This window comes from Paraburkholderia sp. BR10141, assembly GCF_056155635.1.
In genome coordinates this window covers 1-22435 of record NZ_JBMIQH010000021.1, presented here as the reverse complement: position 1 = coordinate 22435, position 22435 = coordinate 1, and the positions used below count along the sequence as shown (strand labels likewise).

The 22435-nt window shown below is 64.6% G+C and carries 17 protein-coding genes; 11 read left to right on the top strand and 6 right to left on the bottom strand.

From position 1 onward, the window contains the following. Positions 1 to 26: 26 nt before the first annotated feature. On the bottom strand, positions 27 to 731 hold the full coding sequence (locus tag ACOJB8_RS25990; protein ID WP_368729466.1) for a cytochrome b/b6 domain-containing protein: 705 nt from the start codon (positions 729 to 731) through the stop codon (positions 27 to 29). Between the two features lie 174 nt (positions 732 to 905). On the opposite strand from ACOJB8_RS25990, the gene ACOJB8_RS25985 reads away from it, so the two are divergent. Further along, the gene (locus ACOJB8_RS25985; RefSeq protein WP_475015015.1) at positions 906 to 1505 is read left to right on the top strand and encodes a TMEM175 family protein; all 600 of its coding nucleotides are present in this window, start codon (positions 906 to 908) and stop codon (positions 1503 to 1505) included. A gap of 54 nt (positions 1506 to 1559) precedes the next feature. On the opposite strand, the gene ACOJB8_RS25980 is transcribed toward ACOJB8_RS25985, so the two are convergent. Further along, positions 1560 to 2129, bottom strand: a complete 570-nt coding sequence (locus ACOJB8_RS25980; RefSeq protein WP_342946234.1) for a DUF4142 domain-containing protein — start codon at positions 2127 to 2129, stop codon at positions 1560 to 1562. A gap of 406 nt (positions 2130 to 2535) precedes the next feature. Here ACOJB8_RS25980 and ACOJB8_RS25975 point away from each other — a divergent pair, with 406 nt between their 5' ends. After that, the gene (locus ACOJB8_RS25975) at positions 2536 to 3864 is read left to right on the top strand and encodes an MFS transporter (RefSeq protein WP_368729468.1); all 1329 of its coding nucleotides are present in this window, start codon (positions 2536 to 2538) and stop codon (positions 3862 to 3864) included. A gap of 86 nt (positions 3865 to 3950) precedes the next feature. Here ACOJB8_RS25975 and metE read toward each other — a convergent pair whose 3' ends face one another. Beyond that, positions 3951 to 6245 carry a 5-methyltetrahydropteroyltriglutamate--homocysteine S-methyltransferase gene (metE, locus tag ACOJB8_RS25970; RefSeq protein ID WP_475015013.1) on the bottom strand — a complete coding sequence of 765 codons (2295 nt, stop codon included), beginning with the start codon at positions 6243 to 6245 and terminating at the stop codon, positions 3951 to 3953. Positions 6246 to 6372: 127 nt separating this feature from the next. Between metE and ACOJB8_RS25965 the strand changes: the two genes are divergently transcribed. The 3 genes from ACOJB8_RS25965 to ACOJB8_RS25955 all read left to right on the top strand — a co-directional run bounded on the left by ACOJB8_RS25965 (position 6373) and on the right by ACOJB8_RS25955 (position 10196). Further along, on the top strand, positions 6373 to 7281 hold the full coding sequence (locus ACOJB8_RS25965) for a LysR family transcriptional regulator (RefSeq protein ID WP_368603534.1): 909 nt from the start codon (positions 6373 to 6375) through the stop codon (positions 7279 to 7281). A gap of 218 nt (positions 7282 to 7499) precedes the next feature. Beyond that, the gene (locus tag ACOJB8_RS25960; RefSeq protein WP_368603533.1) at positions 7500 to 8450 is read left to right on the top strand and encodes a choline ABC transporter substrate-binding protein; all 951 of its coding nucleotides are present in this window, start codon (positions 7500 to 7502) and stop codon (positions 8448 to 8450) included. A 99-nt stretch (positions 8451 to 8549) separates the two neighbouring features. Then, positions 8550 to 10196, top strand: a complete 1647-nt coding sequence (locus tag ACOJB8_RS25955) for an APC family permease (protein WP_475015010.1) — start codon at positions 8550 to 8552, stop codon at positions 10194 to 10196. A 185-nt stretch (positions 10197 to 10381) separates the two neighbouring features. On the opposite strand, the gene betA is transcribed toward ACOJB8_RS25955, so the two are convergent. Genes betA through betI form a run of 3 tightly spaced genes read right to left on the bottom strand, consistent with a single transcriptional unit; the run spans position 10382 to position 14230 of the window. Continuing rightward, positions 10382 to 12115 (bottom strand): choline dehydrogenase, encoded by a 1734-nt coding sequence (gene betA, locus ACOJB8_RS25950; protein WP_475015008.1) that lies wholly within the window; start codon positions 12113 to 12115, stop codon positions 10382 to 10384. Between the two features lie 11 nt (positions 12116 to 12126). Continuing rightward, positions 12127 to 13596: a betaine-aldehyde dehydrogenase gene (betB, locus tag ACOJB8_RS25945; RefSeq protein ID WP_475015006.1), complete on the bottom strand. Its 1470-nt coding sequence runs from the start codon at positions 13594 to 13596 to the stop codon at positions 12127 to 12129. 19 nt (positions 13597 to 13615) lie between these two features. Further along, on the bottom strand, positions 13616 to 14230 hold the full coding sequence (gene betI / locus ACOJB8_RS25940) for a transcriptional regulator BetI (protein WP_069267065.1): 615 nt from the start codon (positions 14228 to 14230) through the stop codon (positions 13616 to 13618). Between the two features lie 346 nt (positions 14231 to 14576). Here betI and ACOJB8_RS25935 point away from each other — a divergent pair, with 346 nt between their 5' ends. The 6 genes from ACOJB8_RS25935 to ACOJB8_RS25910 all read left to right on the top strand — a co-directional run. Beyond that, positions 14577 to 15719, top strand: a complete 1143-nt coding sequence (locus ACOJB8_RS25935; RefSeq protein ID WP_475015004.1) for a porin — start codon at positions 14577 to 14579, stop codon at positions 15717 to 15719. 203 nt (positions 15720 to 15922) lie between these two features. Continuing rightward, positions 15923 to 17308: an L-serine ammonia-lyase gene (locus ACOJB8_RS25930; protein ID WP_368684810.1), complete on the top strand. Its 1386-nt coding sequence runs from the start codon at positions 15923 to 15925 to the stop codon at positions 17306 to 17308. Between the two features lie 38 nt (positions 17309 to 17346). Further along, complete coding sequence (locus ACOJB8_RS25925; RefSeq protein ID WP_042260300.1) at positions 17347 to 18591, top strand: sarcosine oxidase subunit beta family protein; 1245 nt, start codon at positions 17347 to 17349, stop codon at positions 18589 to 18591. A gap of 13 nt (positions 18592 to 18604) precedes the next feature. After that, on the top strand, positions 18605 to 18907 hold the full coding sequence (locus ACOJB8_RS25920; protein ID WP_368619081.1) for a sarcosine oxidase subunit delta: 303 nt from the start codon (positions 18605 to 18607) through the stop codon (positions 18905 to 18907). Then, positions 18904 to 21912: a sarcosine oxidase subunit alpha family protein gene (locus ACOJB8_RS25915; protein WP_342946222.1), complete on the top strand. Its 3009-nt coding sequence runs from the start codon at positions 18904 to 18906 to the stop codon at positions 21910 to 21912. The genes ACOJB8_RS25920 and ACOJB8_RS25915 overlap by 4 nt, the downstream gene beginning before the upstream one ends. Further along, positions 21902 to 22435 (top strand): sarcosine oxidase subunit gamma (locus ACOJB8_RS25910; protein WP_475015000.1); only part of this gene is annotated, 534 nt, incomplete at its 3' end. The genes ACOJB8_RS25915 and ACOJB8_RS25910, both read left to right, overlap by 11 nt.

Here is a 22435-nt window from a genome sequence, read left to right as displayed (position 1 = left end):
TGGGCTTTACACCGCAATTTCCGGCATCAAAGATACTCGGCGAGCAGCGCCACCACGACGCCCGACAGCCCCATCAGCAACGCCGCGAGCCACAGCGACCCGCGCGCTGGCGCGCGCACCGAGGCGGGCAGGCGCTTTTTCCCGCTCACCATCGGGCCGACCAGATTGTGGCCTTTCACGAGGGCATAGACGGCAATCGCGCACACGTGCAGCACGACTGCGGCCGCGAGCAGGTCCCAGCCCCACGCGTGCAGGCCGGCTATCGCATTGGCGATTTTCGCGGGCACGATTTCGCTGAGCGGGCCTTCGTCGGCGATGTCGTTGTTGTCGTAGAGACCGGTGAGCGTTTCGACCAGCAGCAGCGCGAGCAGCAGCAGAACCATCCAGCCGCCGGCCGCGTTGTGACCGACCTGGACGTCGGGCTCGCGCCGCAACAGATGGCGCAGATGCTCGATCGCCTTGCGCGGCGAGGCGACGAAGCGCGAGAAGCGCGCGGTCTCGCTGCCGAAGCACCCCCACAGGATGCGAAACAGCACGAGCGCGAGCAGCGTCTCGCCGAGGCGCACGTGCATCTGCATCCAGTTCATGCGCTGCGTGATGTAAGCGGCCGCCACGAGCACGACGGTCAGCCAGTGGAAGAGGCGCGTGGGCAGGTCCCAAACGGGCACGCGGCGCTCGGACCGCTCAGGGTGCTCGGGACGGTGGCGGGTTACGGAGGTCGTGGAGTTCATGATTCGAGGCGAGCGGCCGGGCGTGGCGCTCGAGGCCATCATAGGCCAGGAACGCGCGCGCCATGTACGGCGCAATATACGCGCCTGCGATCCCTCAGCGCCTACGTGGCGTCGTGCGGCGACTTCGGCGATACTTGCCGCTCGCCTTACATCTCTTGCAATTTGATTCCGCAGATGGAAAAGAACCGACTCGAAGCCTTCAGCGATGGCGTGCTCGCCATCATCATCACGATCATGGTGCTGGAACTCAAGGTGCCGCATGGCAATGATCTCGCTGCGCTCGCGCCGCTGTGGCCGGTTTACCTAAGCTACGTGTTGAGCTTCATCTACGTGGGGATCTACTGGAACAACCATCACCACATGCTGCAGGTGGCGCGCCGCGTGAACGGCTCGGTGCTCTGGGCCAACCTGCATCTGCTGTTCTGGCTGTCGCTGCTGCCGTTCACCACGGGCTGGATGGGCGAGAACGAGTTCGGGCGCTGGCCGACCGCGCTCTACGGCGTCAACCTGCTGCTCTGCGCGCTGGCTTACGTCGTGCTGCAATTCACGCTGGTGCGCTACCACGGCATGCAGAGCCCGCTTGCCGTTGCGCTGGGCAATGACGTGAAGGGCAAGATTTCGCCGGTCATGTATCTGGCGGGGTTTGCGCTCGCGGCGTTCGACTATCCGCGCATCGGCGCGATCTTCTACTTCATCGTGGCGCTGCTCTGGCTCGTGCCCGACCGGCGTATGGAACGGCTCGCCCTCGCTGCCGGCGAAAAGAAGGAAGAGTAAACAGCAGTGGGGCCGGCGCGCGCGCGGCCGGCCCCTTCGCACATCACATCGTCATCAGCCTGCCAGGTGCTTGCGCTTGGCGAGTTCCTGAGCCTTGGCATAGTCGGCCTGGATCACGGGCAGACCTTCCGTGGCAGCCTTCTTCAGGCCCGCGTCGCGGCCCGAGGCGATCTCCGCCTGGAATGCCGAAAGCGTCTTCTGCTGGCCGGCCAGCGCGACCTGCTCGATATACGTCTTGTCGAAGTCCGCGCCGCGCAGGTTATTGATGCTGCTGATCACGGCCGCATCCGGGTCGTTGCGCGGCACGTCCACGCCGCGCGGGCTCGCCGCGCGCATCGAGTCGGACAGTTTCGTATAGTCGGCCACCAGTTTTTCCGCGAAAGCTTTCACTTCGCGATCGGTCGAGCGCGAATCGGCAATGCGTGCGGCATCGCGCTGCGTGGCGACGGTTTGCGTGCCGTCCGCGATGAAGGCTTTGTCGGCTTCGTGCAGCTTGCCGGGTGCGGCCGAAGTCGAGGCAGAAGCCGCGGTGGGCGCGGGGGTCTGCGCATGGGCGCTCAGCGTCACGGCGCAAAGGCTGGCGGCCGAAGCCGCGATGAGCGAGGCAAGCGAGAGGCGAGTCATGTGAACTCCTTTCTGCGTAGTTGGTATCGATTGCCGCGCAGGGCTGTGTCATGCGGCTTTTCGTGCGGCTCTGCGCGGGACCGTTGTGGCGAGGCGCCTTGCTGCTCAACGGTCTGGGGAATTCTATGAAGTCGTTCGCCGTTCAGGTGAAACGATTGCTTCGCTTGTGTAACGGTTGGTAAGAGAGCATGCGACAGAGATAACGATCCGCGTATTCACATCGACGTCATGCGTTTATGCCAATACGGCGTTTTCCGTTCGCGCCAACCGGCGCACAATGTCCCTCGCGCGCGTCGTTGCTGCTACAGCGAAAAGTCCCACGATCTGGGCACGAACGCGGTTTGAGTCTCACGAGCGTGCGCAAAAGCGCACGCAAAAAAACGTAGGCCAACGAGGAGGAGACAGGATGGACGACGAGCTGGTTGCAACCGCATCCACCACACAATCGACTGCCGCAGCCACCACCGCCGCGAATTTTCGCTGGCGCGTGCTGATCTGGCTGCTGTTCGGCGGCATCATCAACTACCTCGATCGCGCGAATCTCGCGATCGCCGCGCCCGGCATGATTCACGACCTGGGCCTCACGCGCACGCAAATCGGCTTGCTGGGCACGGTGTTCGCGTGGACCTACGCCGTGATGCAGTTGCCGGCGGGCTGGATCATCGACCGCTTCGGTGCGAAGCGTGCCTATGCAGTGGGCATGATCTGGTGGAGCGTGGCGACGTGGCTCACCGGCGTCGTTGGGTCGATCTCGGGCCTCATCGTCATGCGCGTGCTGCTCGCCGTGGGCGAGGCGCCGTGCTGGCCGACCTCCGCCAAGATCACGGCCGCGTGGTTTCCCGCCAAGGAGCGCGGCTTCGCCACCGGCATCTGGGATTCGTCGTCGAAGTGGGGCCCCGCGCTCGCGCCCGCCGTGCTGGTAGCGTTGATGATTGCCTTCGGATGGCGCTCGCTGTTTCACGTGACGGGCGCCATCGGCATCGTCTTCGCCGTGCTGTTCCTGTTTCTCTATCGCAACCCCGCGCAAAGCAAGCGGCTCACGCGCGAGGAATTCGCCTATATCGAAGCGGGCGGCGGCGGCCACGAGCGCTCGCTCACCACGGCGCCCATTCGCTGGCGCGCGCTGTTCGCCTCGCGCAGCGTGTGGGGCATGATCTTCGGCTACTTCTGCGCGATCTGGCTGTGGAATATCTTCCTCGTGTTCCTGCCGCTCTATCTGCTCGATCGCTTTCATATTTCGTTCGCACAACTGGGTATCTACGCGAGCATTCCGTGGTTCGGCGGCGCGGCGGGCGAGATCGTCGCGGGCTGGATCGCGAAGAAACTCGTGGATCGCCGCATAGCTTCGCCCATGGTCGCCAAGCGCATGCTGATCGTGGTGGGTGCAATCGGTGCGGGCGTGTGCGCGGCGGCGCTGCCATTGGCGAGCACGATAGGCGCGAGCGTCGCGCTGATGACGTTGGGGCTGGCGTTCATCGCCGCCACCATTGGCAACGCGTGGGCGCTCGCGGCCGACATCGCCCCGTCGTCGATGGTCGCTTCCGTGAGTTCGATCCAGAATTTCGGCGGCTATTTCGGCGGGGCGTTCTCGCCGGTCGTGGCGGGCTTTATCGTCGACCGCACCGGATCGTATTCGCTGGCGTTCATCATGGGCGGCGCGATTGCGGGCTGCGCGGCGCTGTTCTACTGGTTCATGGCGCGCAGCACGGTGGGCCAGCCGGCGGACGCGGCTTGAGGAGACGAACATGAACGCCTGCGAACGCTTTCCATGGCGCGCGCATCGAGCCGAATCCCCGCCATGGCTCGGGGCGCTTCAGCGCCTTATTGCACCTGGCTGCGCAGCGCCTTGGCGGCAGCGACCATGTTGGTCAGCGCCGGAATGACCTCGGCCCACTGTCGTGTCTTCAGACCGCAGTCCGGGTTGACCCACAGGCGTTCTGCCGGAATGCGCCCGGCGGCCTTCTGCATCAATCGCACGATGTGCGCTTCGGTCGGGATGTTCGGCGAGTGAATGTCGTACACGCCCGGCCCGATTTCGTTCGGATACCTGAAGTCGTCGAACGCGTCGAGCAGTTCCATGTCCGAGCGCGAGGTCTCGATCGTGATGACGTCCGCGTCCATATCGGCGATCGACGCAATGATGTCGTTGAACTCCGAATAGCACATGTGCGTATGGATCTGCGTTTCGTCTTCCACGCCGTTCGCCGTGATGCGGAACGATTCCACGGCCCAGCGCAGATACTCGCCCCACTGCGCGCGGCGTAGCGGCAGACCTTCGCGCAGCGCGGCCTCGTCGATCTGGATCACGCCCACGCCGGCCTTCTCCAGGTCGAGCACTTCTTCACGAATGGCGAGCGCGAGCTGGTAGCACGAGACCGAACGCGGCTGGTCGTCACGCACGAAGGACCAGTTGAGGATCGTCACCGGGCCCGTGAGCATGCCCTTCATGGGCTTGTTCGTGAGCGACTGCGCGTAGGTGATCCACTCCACCGTCATCGCCTTCGGGCGGCTGATGTCGCCGAACAGAACAGGCGGTTTCACGCAGCGCGAGCCGTACGACTGCACCCAGCCGAACTGGCTGAACGCGTAGCCGTCGAGCTGCTCGCCGAAATATTCGACCATGTCGTTGCGCTCGGCTTCGCCGTGCACGAGCACATCGAGACCCAGTTGCTCCTGCTCTCGCACGCTGCGCTCGATTTCGGCGCGCATGGCGGCCTGGTAGCCCGCGTCGTCGAGCGCGCCGCTCTTGAACTGGCTGCGCGCCTGGCGGATTTCCGCCGTTTGCGGGAACGAGCCGATCGTGGTGGTCGGGAAGGCGGGCAGCTTCAGGCGTGCGGCCTGCTTCGCGGCGCGCTCGGCATAGGCGTGCTGACGATTGCCGAGCTGCGCATCGATGCGGGCGATCGCGGCCTTCACGGCGGGGTTGTTCACGCGCGGCGACTCGCGGCGCGCCTGAACGGCAGCGGCGTTCGCCGCGAGTTCGGCTGCGACCTTGCTGCGGCCGGCATTGAGCGCCGTGGCAAGCACCTTCACTTCGTCGAGCTTTTGCAGCGCAAACGCGAGCCACGAACGGATTTCGACGTCGAGCTTTTCTTCGCTCGCGAGATCCACCGGCACGTGCAGCAGCGAGCACGACGGCGCGATCCAGAGGCGCTCGCCCAGTTGCTTCGCGAGCGGCTCGAGCCATTCGAGCGTGGCGTTCAGATCCGTCTTCCAGATGTTGCGGCCGTTGATCGCGCCCACCGAGAGCACGCTCTGTGCAGGCAGCTTTTGCGCGGCCAGCGCGACTTCTTCGCGGGCGTTGATCGCGTCGATATGCAGACCGTCGACGGGCAGCGAGCACGCGAGGTCGAGATTGTCCTGCAGCTGGCCGAAGTAGGTGGCCAGCTGCAGCTTGACGCTACGCAGCTCGAAGCCTTCATACGCCGTCGCAAACGCGGCGCGCCAGGCCGGATCGAGTTCGGTCGCGAGAATCGGCTCGTCGATCTGCACCCATTCGACGTCCATCACGCGGAAGTAGTCGAGCAGTGCGCGATAGACCGGCATAAGGCGCGGCAGCAGCGCCAGCTTGTCCGAGTCGTCCTTGGCCTTGCCGAGCCACAGGTAAGTGAGCGGCCCGATGATCACGGGCTTGGCCTTCACGCCCAGTTCGCGGGCTTCGCGCAGTTGCTCGGAAAGACGCGAAGTGTCGAGGTTGAACTGCGTATCGGCCGTGAATTCGGGGACGATGTAGTGATAGTTCGTGTCGAACCACTTCGTCATTTCGCCGGCCGCGACGCCGCCGCAGCACGCGGCATGGTCCTCGGCGCCCGCCGCCGAGCGGCCACGCGCCACGCGGAAGTAGTTGTCGAGCTTGTCGCCGTGGAAGCCCTGCACGCGCTCGGGCAGGTTGCCGAGCGTGAAGCTCATGTCGAGCACCTGGTCGTAGAACGCGAAGTCACCGGCCGGCACGAAGTCTAGACCCTTCTGGTTTTCCCAGTGGCGCTTGCGCAGTTGCGCGCCGAGCGCCTTCAGTTCGTCGCGCGAGGATTCGCCTTTCCAGTAGCGTTCCAGACCGGATTTGAGTTCGCGTTTCGCGCCGATGCGCGGAAAGCCGAGATTGTGCGTGGTGACCATGTGCGGTGCCGTCCGAAATGAAAGTGCTGGAAACGATCCAGAGTGGCAGCGATGATAGACGTATCCGATGATGAAGAAAAATGGCATTATTTCATCCATCCATTAGTTTTTTTCATCTGGTCGCCTGATGCTCGAACGCGTTCACCTTGTCATCGTCCGCGAAGTCGCCCGCCAGGGCTCACTGACCGCTGCGGCGGAATCGCTTTTCCTCACGCAGTCGGCGCTGAGCCATACGGTCAAGAAGATCGAGCAGCAACTCGGCACCCAAATCTGGGACCGCGAGGGGCGCAGCCTGCGGCTGACGCAGGCCGGGCAATATCTGCTCTCGCTAGCCGAGCGGCTCCTGCCCCAGTTCGAACTCGCGGAAGAGCGCATGAAGCAGTACGCCGCGGGCGAGCGCGGCACGTTGCGCATCGGCATGGAATGCGCCCCGTGCTATCAGTGGCTGCTCAAGGTCGTTTCGCCGTATCTGGCGCGCTGGCCCGACGTCGACGTGGACGTGAAGCAGCGTTTTCAGTTTGGCGGCATCGGTGCGTTGATCGGCTACGACATCGACGTGCTGGTCACGCCCGATCCGCTCAACCGGCCCGGACTGCGTTTCGATCCGGTGTTCGACTACGAGCAGGTGCTGGTGGTCGCGGAAGACCATCGGCTCGCGAACGTGCGCTACGTGAAGCCCGAGCAGCTAGTCGACGAAACGCTCATCACGTACCCCGTGGATACCGACCGGCTCGATATCTACAACCAGTTTTTGCGGCCCGCGAACATCACGCCACGCCGTCACAAGACGATCGAAACGACCGACATCATGCTGCAGATGGTCGCGAGCCATCGCGGCGTGGCCGCGTTGCCGCGCTGGCTCGCGGAGGAATACGCAGACCGTATGCCGCTCGCGATCGTGAAGCTCGGCAAGCAGGGCATCGCGAAGCAGATCTTTCTCGGCACGCGCGAAGGCGACGCCGTGGTCGACTACCTGAAATCGTTCGTCGAATTCGCACGCGACCCGGTCTGGCAACAGCCCCGTGTGCGAGGCTGATGGGTCGCGTTTTGAAATTGAAAGGAACGTCGTACAAGTTCGTATATTGATCGTTCAATTAACTTAAAGTCGCTGTTCATCGGTACTCGCTGGAATCGCTTGTCGCTTCTGCGCAATTGCTCGTCGCAATTGCTACGTTAGTCGGCTTTTTGCCGGACAACCATGTGTCATGAGCCTTCATGACCCTGCGACGCAGTTCGATTCCTGAGGAGATGACGATGTGCCGATTCCCCCTGCTTAAGACAGGCGCGCTCGCGTGCGCCGCCATTCTCTGCACCAGTGCCTACGCGGCCGATCCCGCCGCGTGCAAGGACGTTCGCTTCGCCGACGTGGGCTGGACCGATATCGCGGCGACCACGGGCGTGGCGTCGACGATCCTCGGCGCGCTCGGCTATGCGCCGACCAAGACGATCGCCTCGGTGCCGATCACGTTCGCAGGGCTCAAGAGCAAGCAGATCGATGTGTTCCTCGGCTACTGGTCGCCGACCATGGACCCGATCATCGAGCCCTTCACGAAGTCGGGTTCGATCAAGGTGCTCTCGACGCCCAATCTCACGGGCGCGAAATACACGCTTGCCGTTCCCGATTACGTCTACCAGGGCGGCCTCAAATCGTTTCAGGACATCGCGAAGTACGCGGACAAACTGCAAGGACGCATCTACGGCATCGAACCCGGCAACGACGGCAACGCACTGATCCAGAAGATGATCGGCGCGAACCAGTACGGACTCGGCAAATTCAAGCTCGTCGAATCGAGCGAGGCGGGGATGCTCGTGCAGGTGAACCGCGCCGTTCGCGAGAAGCAGTGGATCGTGTTCCTCGGCTGGGAGCCGCATCCCATGAACGTGCAAATGAAGATCGACTATCTCTCGGGCGGCGATGCGGTGTTCGGGCCTGACTATGGCGCGGCGCGCGTGCTGACCGCGGAACCGCCCGACTATGCCGCGCGCTGCCCGAACGTGGCGAAGTTCGTCTCCAACCTGCAGTTCACGACTGCCATCGAGAACCATTTGATGGTGCCGATCGCCAACAAGGAGGACCCCAACAAGGCCGCCGCCGACTGGTTGCGCAGCAACCCGCAGGTGCTCGACAACTGGCTCGCCGGCGTGACCACCCTCGACGGCAAGCCGGGCCTGCCTGCCGTGCGCGCCTCGCTGGGCGTGCACTGACGTGCCGTTGTCCGCGGCGAAAGCCGCGGACAACCCTGCGGTACATCCCTATTTGCGCGGCAATTTTGGTTGATTAGCGTTCAAAAGAGGAGGAGGCAGATGGAGCAAGCAGGAATCGGTACGCATGGCGCAGAGGAGAGCGCCGCACGAGGCGGTCATGGCCATGCGCTGCAGCGCGGCCTCACATGGAAAGATGCGTTCTGGGTGACGAGCGGCGTGCCCGCGGGCGTGCTGTTCACGATTGGCGGCGTTTGCGCGACCATCGGCCAGCCGGCCTGGGCCATCTGGATCGCATCGATCACGATGGGCCTCGTGCAAAGCGCCACTTACGCCGAGATTTCAGGGCTCTTTCCGCACAAGTCGGGCGGTGCTTCGGTGTACGGAGCAATTGGCTGGGTCCGCTACAGCAAGATGATCGCGCCGGTTTCCGTGTGGTGCAACTGGCTCGCGTGGTCGCCCATGCTGGCGCTGGGCTGCGGACTTGCCGCCAACTACGCGCTCGCCACGCTGTTCGCGCCCGAAGCGGCCATCCTGCAGTGGCACTGGACGCTCGCCAACCTGGACTTCATCAAGCCGGGTCTCACGCTGCGCATCAACGCGACGTTCCTGATCGCCGCGGCGTTCCTGCTCATCACGTTCCGGCTTCAGCACAGCGGCGCTTCGAAGGCCGCGAAAACGCAGAAGGTTCTCGGCATCGCATCGCTCACGCCGTTGTTGATCGTCGGGCTCGTGCCCTTCGTCACGGGCGATGTTCCCGCCAAGCATCTGTTTCCGCTGCTGCCGCTCGGCCACGACGCGCACGGCAATCTCACCGCGGCGGTGTTCGGCACGTGGAACGGGCAGGGCGTGGTCATGGCGCTGGGCGCGATGTTCATGGCGGGATGGGCATCGTACGGCTTCGAAACGGCGGTGTGCTACACGCGCGAGTTTCGCGACCCGCGGCGCGATACGGCGCGGGCGATCTTCTGGTCGGGCGCGCTTTGCCTCGTGGTGATGACGCTCGTTCCGCTCGCGTTTCAGGGCTCGCTGGGTACGGCGATGATGCTCGATCCGCGCATCGGCGACGGCACCGGTGTGGGCACCGCGATGGCCGCGATGGTGGGCGGCGGCGCCTGGGTGGGCAACGCCGTGGTGGTGATGCTGATGCTTTCCATCTTGCTGATCGTGATGACGTCGATGATGGGTTCGTCGCGCACGCTCTATCAGGCTTCGGTGGACGGCTGGCTGCCGCGCTACCTCTCGCGCGTGAACGAGCACGGCGCGCCGACGGCGGCGATGTGGACCGATCTCGGTTTCAATCTCATCCTGCTCGCGATGTCGGACTATATGACGGTGCTGTCGATCTCGAACGTCTGCTACATGTTGTTCGTGTTCCTGAACCTTCAGTCCGGCTGGATTCATCGCATGGACCGTAGCGCCTGGGCGCGGCCGTTTCGTTGCCCGACGTGGCTGCTCACGCTCGGTGCGCTGTGCGGCTATGCGAATCTCGTGTTCGTGGGCGCGGGCGCCAATCTGCAAGGCGAGGGGACGCTGCGCGACGGCCTCATTGCCATGTTGCTGATCGTGCCGGTGTTTGCTTTCCGGCATTACTGGCAAGATCGCGGGCGGTTTCCGGCGGGCAGTGCGCTCGATATGGAAGTGAGCGTGCCGGTGCGCAGCCGGTGGTTGAGTCTTGCGCCTTATGGCGCGCTCGTTGCGGCGGCGCTGACGATTGCGGTTTCGCATTGGCTGGCCGCGTCGGTCTGAGTTGACTTCAGTGTTGGCGGCATCGTGCGGGCGGGGTGCTCGCGTGGTGCCGCGTTTTTTTTGGCTCTTCCTGTTGCTGTGCCTTTTACAGGACTGATCGCGCGCTGAATGTTCGATGAACCCGAAGAAAAAGCCAGAGTCGCTGCGCAGTTCCTTGCGCGCCGACTCTGGCCCATTAGGGTTGCTTAAAGCGTCACGCTATGTGCGCGTACTTTTGCCCCGCGCGACGCGCCATCCGCCGCGGAAAAATCCGGGCCCCGTGCCGGCGTCCCATTCGCCACAAAATACGGCGCATGCGAACGCGCAAGCGCTTCGCGCCCGCGTATGCGATCCGCGATCTTCTCCGCGATCATGATGGTCGGCGCATTGAGGTTGCCGGTGGTGATGCGCGGCATGATCGACGCGTCCACGACACGCAGGCCGTCGAGTCCATGCACGCGGCCTTCGCCGTCCACCACCGCCATGTCGTCGTAGCCCATCGCACACGAACACGACGGGTGATACGCGGTTTCCGCGCGGTCGCGCACGAAAGCATCGATCTCGGCGTCGGTCTTGAGCGCCGCGCCGGGGTTCAACTCGCGTCCGCGAAACCGGTCGAGCGCGGGCTGCGCAATGATTTCGCGCGTGATGCGAATTGCGTCGCGGAACTCGCGCCAGTCGAGCGCTTCGGCCATGTAGTTGAAGAGGATCGACGGATGCTGGCGCGGATCGCGCGAGCGCAGCTTCACGCGCCCGCGGCTCGGCGAGCGCATCGAGCCCACATGCGCCTGGAAGCCGTGCATCTTGATCGCATTGCTGCCGTTGTAGTTGATCGCGACGGGCAGGAAGTGATACTGAAGGTTCGGCCACGGATCGTCGTCGCGCGTGCGAATGAAGCCACCCGCCTCGAAATGATTGCTCGCGCCAATGCCGGTGCCGCGCAGCATCCATTCAAGGCCAATCGCCGGTTGATTGCGCATGAGGAGAGCAGGGTAGAGCGAGACGGGCTCCCTGCACTCGTACTGCATGTACATTTCCAGGTGGTCCTGAAGATTCTGCCCGACGCCCGGCAGATCGAGCACAATGGGAATGTCGAGTTCCCGCAGCCATGCACCGGGACCGACGCCCGAGCGCTGCAGGATCTGCGGCGAGGCGATCGCACCCGCACACAGCAGCACTTCGCGGCGCGCGTAGCGGGTCACACGCGCGGGCCCGTCGAGAAAGACGACGCCACATGCCCGCTTGCCGCTGAACAGAATGCGGTCCGTCACCGCGTGCGTGACGATGTCGATGTTGGGCCGATGCTTTGCCTGATCCAGATAGCCGCGCGCGGTGCTCGCGCGCCGGCCTTTGGCGGTCACGGTGCGGTCCATCGGCCCGAAGCCTTCCTGACGGTAGCCGTTGAGGTCGTCGGTGCGCGCATAGCCCGCCTGCACGCCCGCCTCGATCATCGCCTCGAAGAGCGGGTTCACGCCCGGCTTGCTCGTCGTCACGTGCATGGGACCTTCGCCGCCGTGATAGTCGTTCGCGCCGACGTCGCGCGTTTCGGCTTTGCGGAAATAGGGCAGGCAGTCCAGATAGCTCCAGTTCTCGAGCCCTTTGCGCTCGGCCCAGCCGTCGTAGTCGAGCGCATTGCCGCGGATATAGCACATGCCGTTGATGAGCGACGACCCGCCCAGCCCCTTGCCGCGTCCGCATTCCATGCGCCGGTTGTTCATGTGCGGCTCGGGATCGGTCTCGTAAGCCCAGTTGTAGCGGCGGCCTTGCAACGGGTAGGCGAGCGCCGCGGGCATCTGCGTGCGGAAATCGAAGCGGTAGTCGGGGCCGCCCGCTTCGAGCAGCAGCACCGTCGCGTCGCGGTCCTCGGTGAGGCGCGCGGCAAGGACGTTGCCCGCCGATCCCGCGCCGATGATGATGTAGTCGTACTCTTGCGCTGCCATGCAGAACTCCCTCAGAAAACGGGCTGATACGGTCCCAGTTCCACCTGGACGGATTTGAGGCGCGTGTAGTGCTCGAGCGTGGTGATGCCGTTTTCGCGGCCCACGCCCGACTGCTTGTAGCCGCCCACGGGCATTTCGGCGGGCGACTCGCCCCAGGTATTGATCCAGCAGATGCCGGCTTCGAGCCGATGAATCACGCGGTGCGCGCGAGAGAGGCTTTCGGTCACGACACCGGCGGCCAGGCCGTAAAGCGATTCGTTGGCGCGTGCGATCACTTCGACTTCGTTGGCGAAGGCAAGAATGCTCATCACCGGCCCGAAGATTTCCTCCTGCACGATGCGCATGTCGTCGCGGCAACCGGAGAACACGGTGGGCTGCACGTACTGGCCGCGCGCGAAGTCGCCCTGCGTGAGGCGCGCGCCGCCCGCGAGCAGCCGCGCGCCTTCGCGCTTGCCGCTCTCGATATAGCCGAGCACCTTGTCGAGCTGCGCGGCGCTCGCGAGCGGCCCGAAGTTGGTGGCCGGATCGGCGGGATTGCCCACGCGGATGCGCTGCACGCGTTCGAGCACGAGAGCCTCGAACGCGGCAATGACCGATTGATGGACGAACACGCGCGTGGCGTTGGTGCATACCTGGCCCGCGCTGAAGAAGTTGGCGGTCACGGCGATATCGGCGGCGCGCTCGAGGTCGGCGTCTTCGAAGACGATGAGCGGCGACTTGCCGCCCAGTTCCATCGTGACTTCCTTGAGCGTGGAGCCGCCCGCGGCCGCCATGACCTTCTTGCCCGTTTCGACGCCGCCCGTAAACGAAATCTTCTCGATGCCGGGATGCACGCTCAGCATGGCGCCCACACGGCCGTCGCCGTGGACCACGTTGAACACGCCAGGCGGCACGCCCGCCTCGATATAGATCTCGGCGAGCTTCGAGGCCGAAAGCGGCGTGATCTCGCTCGGCTTGAAGATCATCGCGTTGCCGGCGGCGAGCGCGGGCGCCGATTTCCAGCAGGCGATCTGCAACGGATAGTTCCATGCACCAATGCCCGCCGTGACGCCCAGCGGCTCGCGCCGCGTGTAGACGAACGCGCTTTCGCGCAGCGGAATCTGCTGGCCTTCGAGCGCAGGCGCGAGGCCCGCGTAGTACTCGATCACGTCGGCACCGGTGACGATGTCCACGCTGCGCGTTTCGGCGATCGGCTTGCCCGTGTCGCTGGTTTCGCGCGCCGCGAGTTCGTCGTTGCGTTCGCGCAGCAACTCGACCGCGCGCCGCAGCACGCGCGAGCGCTGCATGGCCGTCATGGCAGCCCAGACGCGTTGGCCGTTACGGGCCGACTGCACGGCGCGGTCGATATCGGCGGCGCTCGCGTGCTGGACCGTGGCGAGCCTGGCGCAGGTGGCGGGATCGTAGGTGTCGAACGTTTCGCCGCTGGTGGCGTCGGTATAGGTGCCGTCGATGAAGAGGCGTTGCAGGGGAAAGAGGGACATCGATTGGCTCCGGGCCGGGTTATTTGCCTGACTTGCCTGAGCGCGGCTTGGCGCGCGCTTCGAGCAGCAGGTCGATGTAGTCGTTGGCCACGCGCAGCGCGGCCTTCGTGTCGAACGGTTCGCCCGTGAGCGCGCCGCGCAGCCAGAGGCCGTCGATCAACGCAGCGAGTCCGCTTGCGGCGCGCCGGGCCGCGGCCCCTGGCAACACCTTTTCGAACTCCGCGCAGAGGTTCGAATGGAGCCGTCGCGTGTTGACGCGCTGCAGCCGGCGCAGCGCGGGCTGATGCATGCTCTCGGCCCAGAACGCGAGCCAGGTCTTCATGACGGGTGCGTTCACCTGCGATACGTCGAAATTAGCCGCGACGATGGCGCGCAAACGCGCACGCGGTTCGTCTTTCGCGGCGAGGCGACGCCGCACCGTGGCCTCCCAAAGGTCGTGCAGCACGTGGCGCATGGTGGCTTCGAGCAGGCCGTCCTTGCCGCCGAAATAGTGACTGACGATGCCAGTCGAAATCTTCGCGTGCTGCGCGACGGTGGCGAGCGTGGTGCCGGAGAGACCCGACTGGTCGATCGATTGCAAGGTGGCGTCGATGAGTTGCGCGCGGCGCACGTCGCGCATTCCGATCTTGGGCATGGTGATTCCGGGCGATTCGGGGAGGTTTCCACTCTAGGTATTTTTTATTGAATGTTCAATCAATAAAAACGTAGAAATGGCGGGATCGGCGGATTTTACAAAGTCCGCGTCGGATTACCGATGATCGCGTCGCCGGAACCCCTCGCGAGGCCCGCCAGATAACGGATTGCGCCTGTTTTACAGGGGTTTTTATGCCGCTCGCGTGTCGCGTTAGCGCCAGCGCGTGTCGTGTCTGCGCAAGTCGGTCGAGATTTGGACTTGTACGTTTTGATCCACCGCGCAAGGCGTCACGCGATGCCGGCGCGGCCCGACAACCTGTATCGCCAGACCAGAGAGACCCGACACCATGAGAAAACTGAATGCGGTGGCACTGTGCGGCATCGCGGTGGCATTGAGCGCCGTCTCGACAGAAAGCCATGCCCAAAGCAGCGTCACCCTGTACGGGATCATCGACGCGGGCGTGACCTACGTGAGCAATGCGGGCGGCTCGCATCAAGTGAAATTCGACGATGGCATTGCGCAGTCGAACCGCTGGGGTCTCAAGGGCACCGAGGATCTCGGCGGCGGGTTGAAGGCCGTGTTCCAGCTGGAGAGCGGCTTTCACCTCGGCAACGGACAGATCGCCAACGGCGGCTCGCTTTTCGGTCGCCTCGCTTATGTCGGACTCCAGAACGATTGGGGCACGCTCACGTTCGGCAATCAGGCCGATATGACGCAAGAGTTCGTCTACCTCTACAACGTCACGGCATGGGCGAGCGGCTATGCAATCAATCAGGGCGACTTCGACCGCATGAACGGCGACCATCTGCCGAACGCCGTGAAGTTCATGTCGAACACGTTCGGCGGATTCCAGTTCGGCGGCATGTACTCGTTCAGTAACACGCCAGGCGACTTTCACACCGGCAGCGCATGGAGCGTGGGCGCGCAGTACCAGAACGGCCCGTTCGCGATGGGCACCGCGTACACGCAGTTGAACAATCCATCGGGCATCTACGCGTTCGACCCGTACAACATGATTGGCGTGCGCACGTTCTTTGGCAGGCCGACTGTGAGCGTCGATCCCGCCACCGGCGCGGTTAGCTCGCTCTACTCGGAGACGCCGTTCCCCGTGGACAAGCAGGCCACCTTCGGCGCGGGCGCGAGCTACGCCATCGGCGACGTCACGCTCATGGGCGCTTTCACGTACACGCAGATCAAGGCGTTCGGCGAGAGCGAGCACATGCAGGTGGGCGAGGGCGGTGCGAACTGGCAGGTGACGCCCGCGTTGAGCGTGGCGGGCGGCTACCAGTACACCCACTTCGACGGCCACCACTGGAACCAGCTTTCGGCGGGGATGCATTACCTGCTTTCGAAGCGCACGGACGTGTACATCTCAGGCGACTGGCTCAAGGCCTCGCAGGGTGTGGACGCGGTGATCGGCTATAGCTTCGCGCCGTCTTCCACCACCACCCAGGCCGATGTGCGCATTGGCTTGCGTCATCAGTTCTGAGCATGCAGGCGGGTGTTTTCCCGCGGCAAAACGTCGGGAAAACCCGCGGTTAAACGCTGGCGTTGCGTCCGCCGGAGTCGCCCGCCGCCCCGGCTGGCGAGGCCGTCCAACGGCGATGGCGTTTTTGTTCTATCGGCTGCCACGGCCTCTTTGGTCTACTTGCACTCAAGCTCATCCATGCGCTCAGCGCGAAGGGAAGTCAGATGAACGTCAGCGTTTTCGACCTGTTCAAGATCGGGATCGGTCCGTCCAGCTCGCATACGGTCGGCCCGATGGTTGCCGCGTGCCGCTTCGCGTCCCACATCGAGGACGCCAATCTGCTCGCCTTTGTGCGTCGCGTCAAGGTCGAGCTGTACGGCTCGCTCGGCGCGACGGGCAAGGGCCACGGCACTGACAAGGCGGTGCTGCTCGGCCTCGAAGGCAACTTGCCCGACTCGATCGACCCTGACCAGATCGAGCCGCGCCTCGCTGCCATGCGCCGCGAGAAGACGCTCGTGCTGCTCGGCAAGCAGACCATCCGCTTCGACGAAAAGGAGTGCGTTGGCTTCTTTCGCAAGACGATGGGCGGCGCGAACACACTGCATCCGAACGGCATGCGTTTTCAGGCCTTCGACGAAAACGGGCAGCTGCTCGTCGAAAAGGAGTACTACTCGGTGGGCGGCGGCTTCGTCGTGAACCGCGACGGCGACCGCGTGAACGGCGTGCGCAGCGGACGCGAGGTGCCGTATCCGTTCCGCACCGGCGACGACCTGCTGCGCGTGTGCAACGAGAGCGGCCGGTCGATCGCCGACGTCACCTTTGCGAACGAATGCGCGGCACGTTCGCCGGAAGACGTGCGCGAAGGGCTGCTCGTGATCTGGCGCGCGATGGCCGCCTGCGTGGAGCGCGGCTGCAAGATGCATGGCGAGCTGCCCGGCCCGATGCAGGTGAAGCGCCGCGCCGCCGATCTCTCGGTGCATCTGCGTTCGCGCTCCGAGGAGTCGCTGCGCGATCCGCTGTCGATGCTCGACTGGGTCAATCTCTACGCCATGGCCGTGAACGAAGAGAACGCGGCGGGCGGCCGCGTCGTCACGGCGCCCACCAACGGTGCGGCGGGGGTGATTCCCGCGGTGCTGCACTACTACGTGAAGTTCGTGGCGGGCGCAAACGAAGACGGCATCGCCAACTTCCTGCTCACGGCCGCGGCCATCGGGATCATCTACAAGGAAACGGCGTCGATCTCGGGCGCCGAAGTGGGCTGCCAGGGCGAAGTGGGCGTGGCGTGCTCGATGGCCGCCGCGGCGCTCGCTGCCGTCATGGGCGGCACGCCGCGCCAGGTGGAGAACGCCGCCGAAATCGGCATGGAGCACAACCTCGGCATGACCTGCGACCCCGTGGGCGGCCTCGTGCAGATTCCCTGCATCGAGCGCAACGCCATGGGCGCGATCAAGGCGATCAATGCCGCGCGCATGGCGCTCAAGGGCAACGGCGAGCATTACGTCACGCTCGACAACGTCATCAAGACGATGCGCGAAACGGGTGCCGACATGAAGACGAAATACAAGGAGACGTCGCGCGGTGGTCTCGCCGTGAACGTCATCGAGTGCTAACTGAAGCTAATGGTAACGCGCAACAAGGGGTCTGCGAGATGAGCCGCTATTCGATATTCAGTCTGTTCCGCAACGGGTTGTCGTATCACGAGAACTGGGAGCGGCAGTGGAGAAGCCCGGAGCCGAAGAAGGAGTACGACGTGGTGATCGTCGGCGGCGGCGGGCATGGTCTCGCAACGGCCTATTACCTCGCGAAAGAGCACGGCGTGAAGAACGTCGCGATTCTGGAGAAGGGCTGGATCGGCGGCGGCAACACGGCGCGCAACACGACCATCGTGCGCTCGAACTATCTGTGGGACGAGTCGGCGGCGCTCTATGAGAAAGCGATGAAGCTCTGGGAAGGGCTCTCGCAGGACCTCAACTACAACGTGATGTTCAGCCAGCGCGGCGTGATGAATCTCGCGCATACGCTGCAGGACGTGCGCGATACCGAGCGCCGCGTGAATGCGAACCGCCTGAACGGCGTGGACGCGGAATTCCTCACGCCGGAGCAGATCAAGGAAATCGAGCCGACCATCAACCTGAACAGCCGCTACCCCGTGCTGGGCGCCTCGATCCAGCGCCGCGCGGGCGTGGCGCGCCACGACGCCGTGGCGTGGGGCTTCGCGCGCGGCGCGGACCAGCACGGCGTGGACATCATCCAGAACTGCCAGGTGACGGGCATTCGCCGCGACGGCGCGCGCGTGACCGGCGTCGATACGTCGAAGGGCTTCATCAAGGCGAAGAAGGTCGCCGTGGTGGCGGCGGGCAACACCACGACGCTCGCGGACATGGCCGGCGTGCGCCTGCCGCTGGAAAGCCACCCGCTGCAGGCGCTGGTGTCGGAGCCGATCAAGCCGGTCGTGAACACCGTCATCATGTCGAACGCGGTGCACGCCTATATCAGCCAGTCCGACAAGGGCGATCTCGTGATCGGCGCGGGCGTGGACCAGTACACCGGTTTCGGCCAGCGCGGCAGCTTCCACATCATCGAAGGCACGCTGCAGGCCATCGTCGAAATGTTCCCGGTGTTCTCGCGCGTGCGCATGAACCGGCAGTGGGGGGGCATTGTCGACGTTTCGCCGGACGCCTGCCCGATCATCAGCAAGACCGACGTGAAGGGTCTCTATTTCAACTGCGGCTGGGGCACCGGCGGCTTCAAGGCGACGCCGGGCTCGGGCTGGGTATTCGCGCACACCATTGCGAAGGACGAGCCGCATCCGCTCAACGCGCCGTTCTCGCTGGACCGCTTCTATACCGGCCATCTGATCGACGAACACGGCGCAGCCGCCGTCGCGCACTAAAGGAGCCCACAATATGTTGCTGATCGAATGCCCGTGGTGCGGTCCCCGCGCCGAAGTCGAGTTCACCTGCGGCGGCGAAGCCGACATCGCGCGTCCGCTCGACACCGACAAGCTCACCGACAAGGAGTGGGGCGACTACCTCTTCATGCGTCACAACCCACGCGGCGTGCATAAAGAGCAGTGGCTGCACGCGCAGGGCTGCCGCCGCTGGTTCATGGCGACGCGCGACACCGTCACCTACGAGATTCAGTCTTACGAAACCTTCGGCGCAGCAAATGGGGCGCAAGGCGACAAGCAAGGGAGCACGCAGCGATGAGCCAGAAGAACCGCCTCGGCGCCGGTGGGCGCGTGAACCGCGCGATTCCGCTGAACTTCACGTTCAATGGCCGCACGTATCAGGGCTTTCAGGGCGACACGCTGGCCTCGGCGCTACTCGCCAACGACGTGCATTTCGTCGCGCGCAGCTTCAAGTACCATCGCCCGCGCGGCATCATGACGGCGGACGTGGCCGAGCCGAACGCTATCGTGCAACTCGAGCGCGGCGCGTATACGGTACCCAATGCGCGCGCGACCGAAGTCGAGTTGTACCAGGGGCTCGTCGCGACGAGCGTGAACGCCGAGCCCAGCCTCGAAAACGATCGCATGGCGATCAACCAGAAGTTCTCGCGCTTTCTGCCGGCGGGCTTCTACTACAAGACCTTCATGTGGCCGCGCAAATGGTGGCCGAAATACGAGGAAAAGATTCGCGACGCCGCGGGTCTCGGCAAAGCGCCCGAAGTGCGCGACGCCGACCGCTACGACAAATGCTTCGCGCATTGCGATGTCCTCGTGGTGGGCGGCGGCCCCGCCGGCCTCGCGGCCGCGCATACGGCGGGCGCAACCGGCGCACGCGTGATTCTGGTGGACGACCAGCGCGAACTGGGCGGCAGCCTGCTGTCGTGCAAGGCCGATATCGACGGCCGTCCTGCGCTCAATTGGGTCGAGAAGATCGAAGCCGAACTCAAGCAGATGCCCGACGTGAAGATCCTGTCGCGCAGCACGGCGTTCGGCTATCAGGACCACAATCTCGTGACCGTGACGCAGCGTTTGACCGAGCATCTGCCGGTTTCCACGCGCCAGGGCACGCGCGAGCTGTTGTGGAAAATCCGCGCCAGGCGCGTGATTCTCGCCACCGGTGCGCACGAGCGTCCCATCGTGTTCGGCAACAACGATCTGCCGGGCATCATGCTGGCCTCGGCGGTCTCGACGTATATCCATCGCTATGGCGTGTTGCCGGGCCGCAATGCGGTCGTCTTCACGAACAACGACGCGGGCTACCGTTGTGCGCTCGATCTGAAGGCATGCGGCGCGACCGTCACGGTCGTCGATGGGCGCGCCCAGGGCAACGGCGCATTGCAGGCCACCGCGCGCCGCCAGGGCGTGAAGGTGATGTACAACGCGGCCATCAACTGTGCGCATGGCAAGCAGCGCGTGAGCTCAGTCGACGTGGTGGGCTACACGAACGGGCAGGCCGGCGCGCAGCAGGCCACGCTTGCATGCGATCTCGTTGCGGTGTCGGGCGGCTTCAGCCCGGTGCTGCACCTCTTCGCGCAGTCGGGCGGCAAGGCGCACTGGAGCGACGCGAAGGCGTGCTTCCTGCCCGGCAAGCGCGTGCAGGAGGAAGTGAGCGTTGGGGCGGCAGTGGGCGAATTCGGGCTTGGCCGCGCGCTCACGCAGGGCGTGGACGGCGGCATCGACGCGGCGAAGTCGCTCGGCTTCCCGCTCAAGCGGCCCGCTGTGCCCAGGGCAGCCGAGGTCGAAGAGACGCCGCTGCAGGCGCTGTGGCTCGTGGGCAGTCGCAAGGATGCGGCGCGCGGGCCGAAGCAATTCGTCGACTTCCAGAACGACGTCTCGGCAGCGGACATTCTGCTCGCCGCGCGCGAAGGCTTCGAGTCGGTCGAGCACGTGAAGCGTTACACGGCCATGGGCTTCGGCACCGACCAGGGCAAGCTCGGCAATATCAACGGCATGGCGATTCTCGCCAGCGCGCTCGGCAAGACGATTCCCGAGACGGGCACGACGACGTTCCGCCCGAACTACACGCCTGTCACGTTCGGCACGTTCGCAGGGCGCGAACTCGGCGACATGCTCGACCCGATCCGCAAGACCTGCATTCACGAGTGGCACGTGCAGCATGGCGCGGAATTCGAGGACGTGGGCAACTGGAAGCGCCCGTGGTACTACCCGAAAAGCGGGGAGAATCTGCACGCGGCCGTGAAGCGCGAGTGTCTTGCGGTGCGCAACAGCGTCGGTATTCTCGATGCTTCCACGCTGGGCAAGATCGACATTCAAGGCCCCGACGCCGCGAAGCTGCTCAACTGGGTCTATACGAACCCGTGGCTCAAGCTCGAAGTGGGCAAGTGCCGTTACGGTCTGATGCTCGACGAAAACGGCATGGTGTTCGACGACGGCGTGACGGTGCGCCTCGGCGAGCAGCACTACATGATGACGACCACCACGGGCGGCGCGGCGCGTGTGCTCACGTGGCTCGAACGCTGGCTGCAGACCGAGTGGCCCGACATGAAGGTGCGTCTCGCTTCCGTCACCGACCACTGGGCGACGTTCGCCGTGGTCGGCCCGAAGAGCCGCAAGGTGCTGCAGAAGGTATGCAAGGACATCGACTTCGACAACGCCGCGTTCCCGTTCATGTCGTATCGCAACGGCACGGTCGCGGGCGTGAAGTCGCGCGTCATGCGTATCAGCTTCTCGGGTGAGCTGGCCTATGAAGTGAACGTGCCCGCGAATGCAGGCCGCGCCGTATGGGAAGCGTTGATGGAAGCCGGCGCCGAGTTCGACATCACGCCGTACGGTACGGAAACGATGCACGTGCTGCGTGCCGAGAAGGGCTACATCATCGTGGGTCAGGACACGGACGGCTCGGTCACGCCTTTCGATCTCGGCATGGGCGGTCTCGTCTCGCAGACGAAGGACTTCCTCGGCCGCCGCTCGCTCAAGCGCTCGGATACGGCGAAGGAAAACCGCAAGCAGTTCGTCGGACTGCTGACCGACGATGCGCAATACGTGCTGCCCGAAGGCGGCCAGATCATCGCACCGGATGCGCAAGCGCGCGCCGACGGCACGACGCCGATGATCGGTCACGTGACGTCGAGCTACTACAGCCCGATCCTGCAGCGTTCCATCGCGCTGGCGGTCGTGAAGGGCGGCTTGAACAAGATGGGCGAGCGCGTGGTGATTCCCATGGCCGATGGCCGGCGCGTGAGCGCGCAGATCGCGAGCCCGATTTTCTACGACACGGAAGGAGTGCGTCAGCATGTTGAATGAAACGAAAGACCCCCTGCCGGTCGCGGAGCGCGTCGTCGGCGTGCGCCTTGAGTCGCCGCTCGTAGGTGCCGCGGATCTGGTCAAGGCGCAGGAGGGACGCGCCTCGAAAGCGTTCGCCATGCGTGAGCTGCCGTTTCGTGACCTCGTGAACGTGCGCGGCGAATTGAGCGACCCGGCGTTCGTCGCGGCGTTCGCCGGCGTGGTTGGCTGCGAGCCGCCGGCCGCGCCGAACACCGTCGCGCGCAGCGACCACTACGACGTGCTTTGGCTCGGACCCGACGAATGGCTCGTACGCTCGCTCGCGCCTGTGCAAACGGGCATGCTCGAAGCGAAGCTGACCCCCGTGCTCGGCGATGCCTATGCGGCGGCCGTGGACGTCGGCAGCGGCAACACGGTGATCGAGATCGAAGGCACGCGGGCGCGCGACGTGCTCTCGCGCGGCTGCCCGCTCGACCTGCATCCGCGCCTCTTCAAGCCGGGTCAATGCGCGCAGAGCGTGTATTTCAAGGCTTCGATCGTGCTG

What these genes read in the sequence shown, in the direction of transcription:
- ACOJB8_RS25990 (WP_368729466.1), bottom strand. Translation starts at nt 731, where the DNA reads ATGAACTCCACGACCTCCGTAACCCGCCACCGTCCCGAGCACCCTGAG.
- ACOJB8_RS25935 (WP_475015004.1), top strand. Translation starts at nt 14,577, where the DNA reads ATGAGAAAACTGAATGCGGTGGCACTGTGCGGCATCGCGGTGGCATTG.
- ACOJB8_RS25920 (WP_368619081.1), top strand. Translation starts at nt 18,605, where the DNA reads ATGTTGCTGATCGAATGCCCGTGGTGCGGTCCCCGCGCCGAAGTCGAG.
- betB (WP_475015006.1), bottom strand. Translation starts at nt 13,596, where the DNA reads ATGTCCCTCTTTCCCCTGCAACGCCTCTTCATCGACGGCACCTATACC.
- ACOJB8_RS25930 (WP_368684810.1), top strand. Translation starts at nt 15,923, where the DNA reads ATGAACGTCAGCGTTTTCGACCTGTTCAAGATCGGGATCGGTCCGTCC.
- ACOJB8_RS25975 (WP_368729468.1), top strand. Translation starts at nt 2,536, where the DNA reads ATGGACGACGAGCTGGTTGCAACCGCATCCACCACACAATCGACTGCC.
- ACOJB8_RS25980 (WP_342946234.1), bottom strand. Translation starts at nt 2,129, where the DNA reads ATGACTCGCCTCTCGCTTGCCTCGCTCATCGCGGCTTCGGCCGCCAGC.
- ACOJB8_RS25915 (WP_342946222.1), top strand. Translation starts at nt 18,904, where the DNA reads ATGAGCCAGAAGAACCGCCTCGGCGCCGGTGGGCGCGTGAACCGCGCG.
- ACOJB8_RS25955 (WP_475015010.1), top strand. Translation starts at nt 8,550, where the DNA reads ATGGAGCAAGCAGGAATCGGTACGCATGGCGCAGAGGAGAGCGCCGCA.
- ACOJB8_RS25960 (WP_368603533.1), top strand. Translation starts at nt 7,500, where the DNA reads ATGTGCCGATTCCCCCTGCTTAAGACAGGCGCGCTCGCGTGCGCCGCC.
- metE (WP_475015013.1), bottom strand. Translation starts at nt 6,245, where the DNA reads ATGGTCACCACGCACAATCTCGGCTTTCCGCGCATCGGCGCGAAACGC.
- ACOJB8_RS25965 (WP_368603534.1), top strand. Translation starts at nt 6,373, where the DNA reads ATGCTCGAACGCGTTCACCTTGTCATCGTCCGCGAAGTCGCCCGCCAG.
- ACOJB8_RS25985 (WP_475015015.1), top strand. Translation starts at nt 906, where the DNA reads ATGGAAAAGAACCGACTCGAAGCCTTCAGCGATGGCGTGCTCGCCATC.
- betA (WP_475015008.1), bottom strand. Translation starts at nt 12,115, where the DNA reads ATGGCAGCGCAAGAGTACGACTACATCATCATCGGCGCGGGATCGGCG.
- ACOJB8_RS25925 (WP_042260300.1), top strand. Translation starts at nt 17,347, where the DNA reads ATGAGCCGCTATTCGATATTCAGTCTGTTCCGCAACGGGTTGTCGTAT.
- betI (WP_069267065.1), bottom strand. Translation starts at nt 14,230, where the DNA reads ATGCCCAAGATCGGAATGCGCGACGTGCGCCGCGCGCAACTCATCGAC.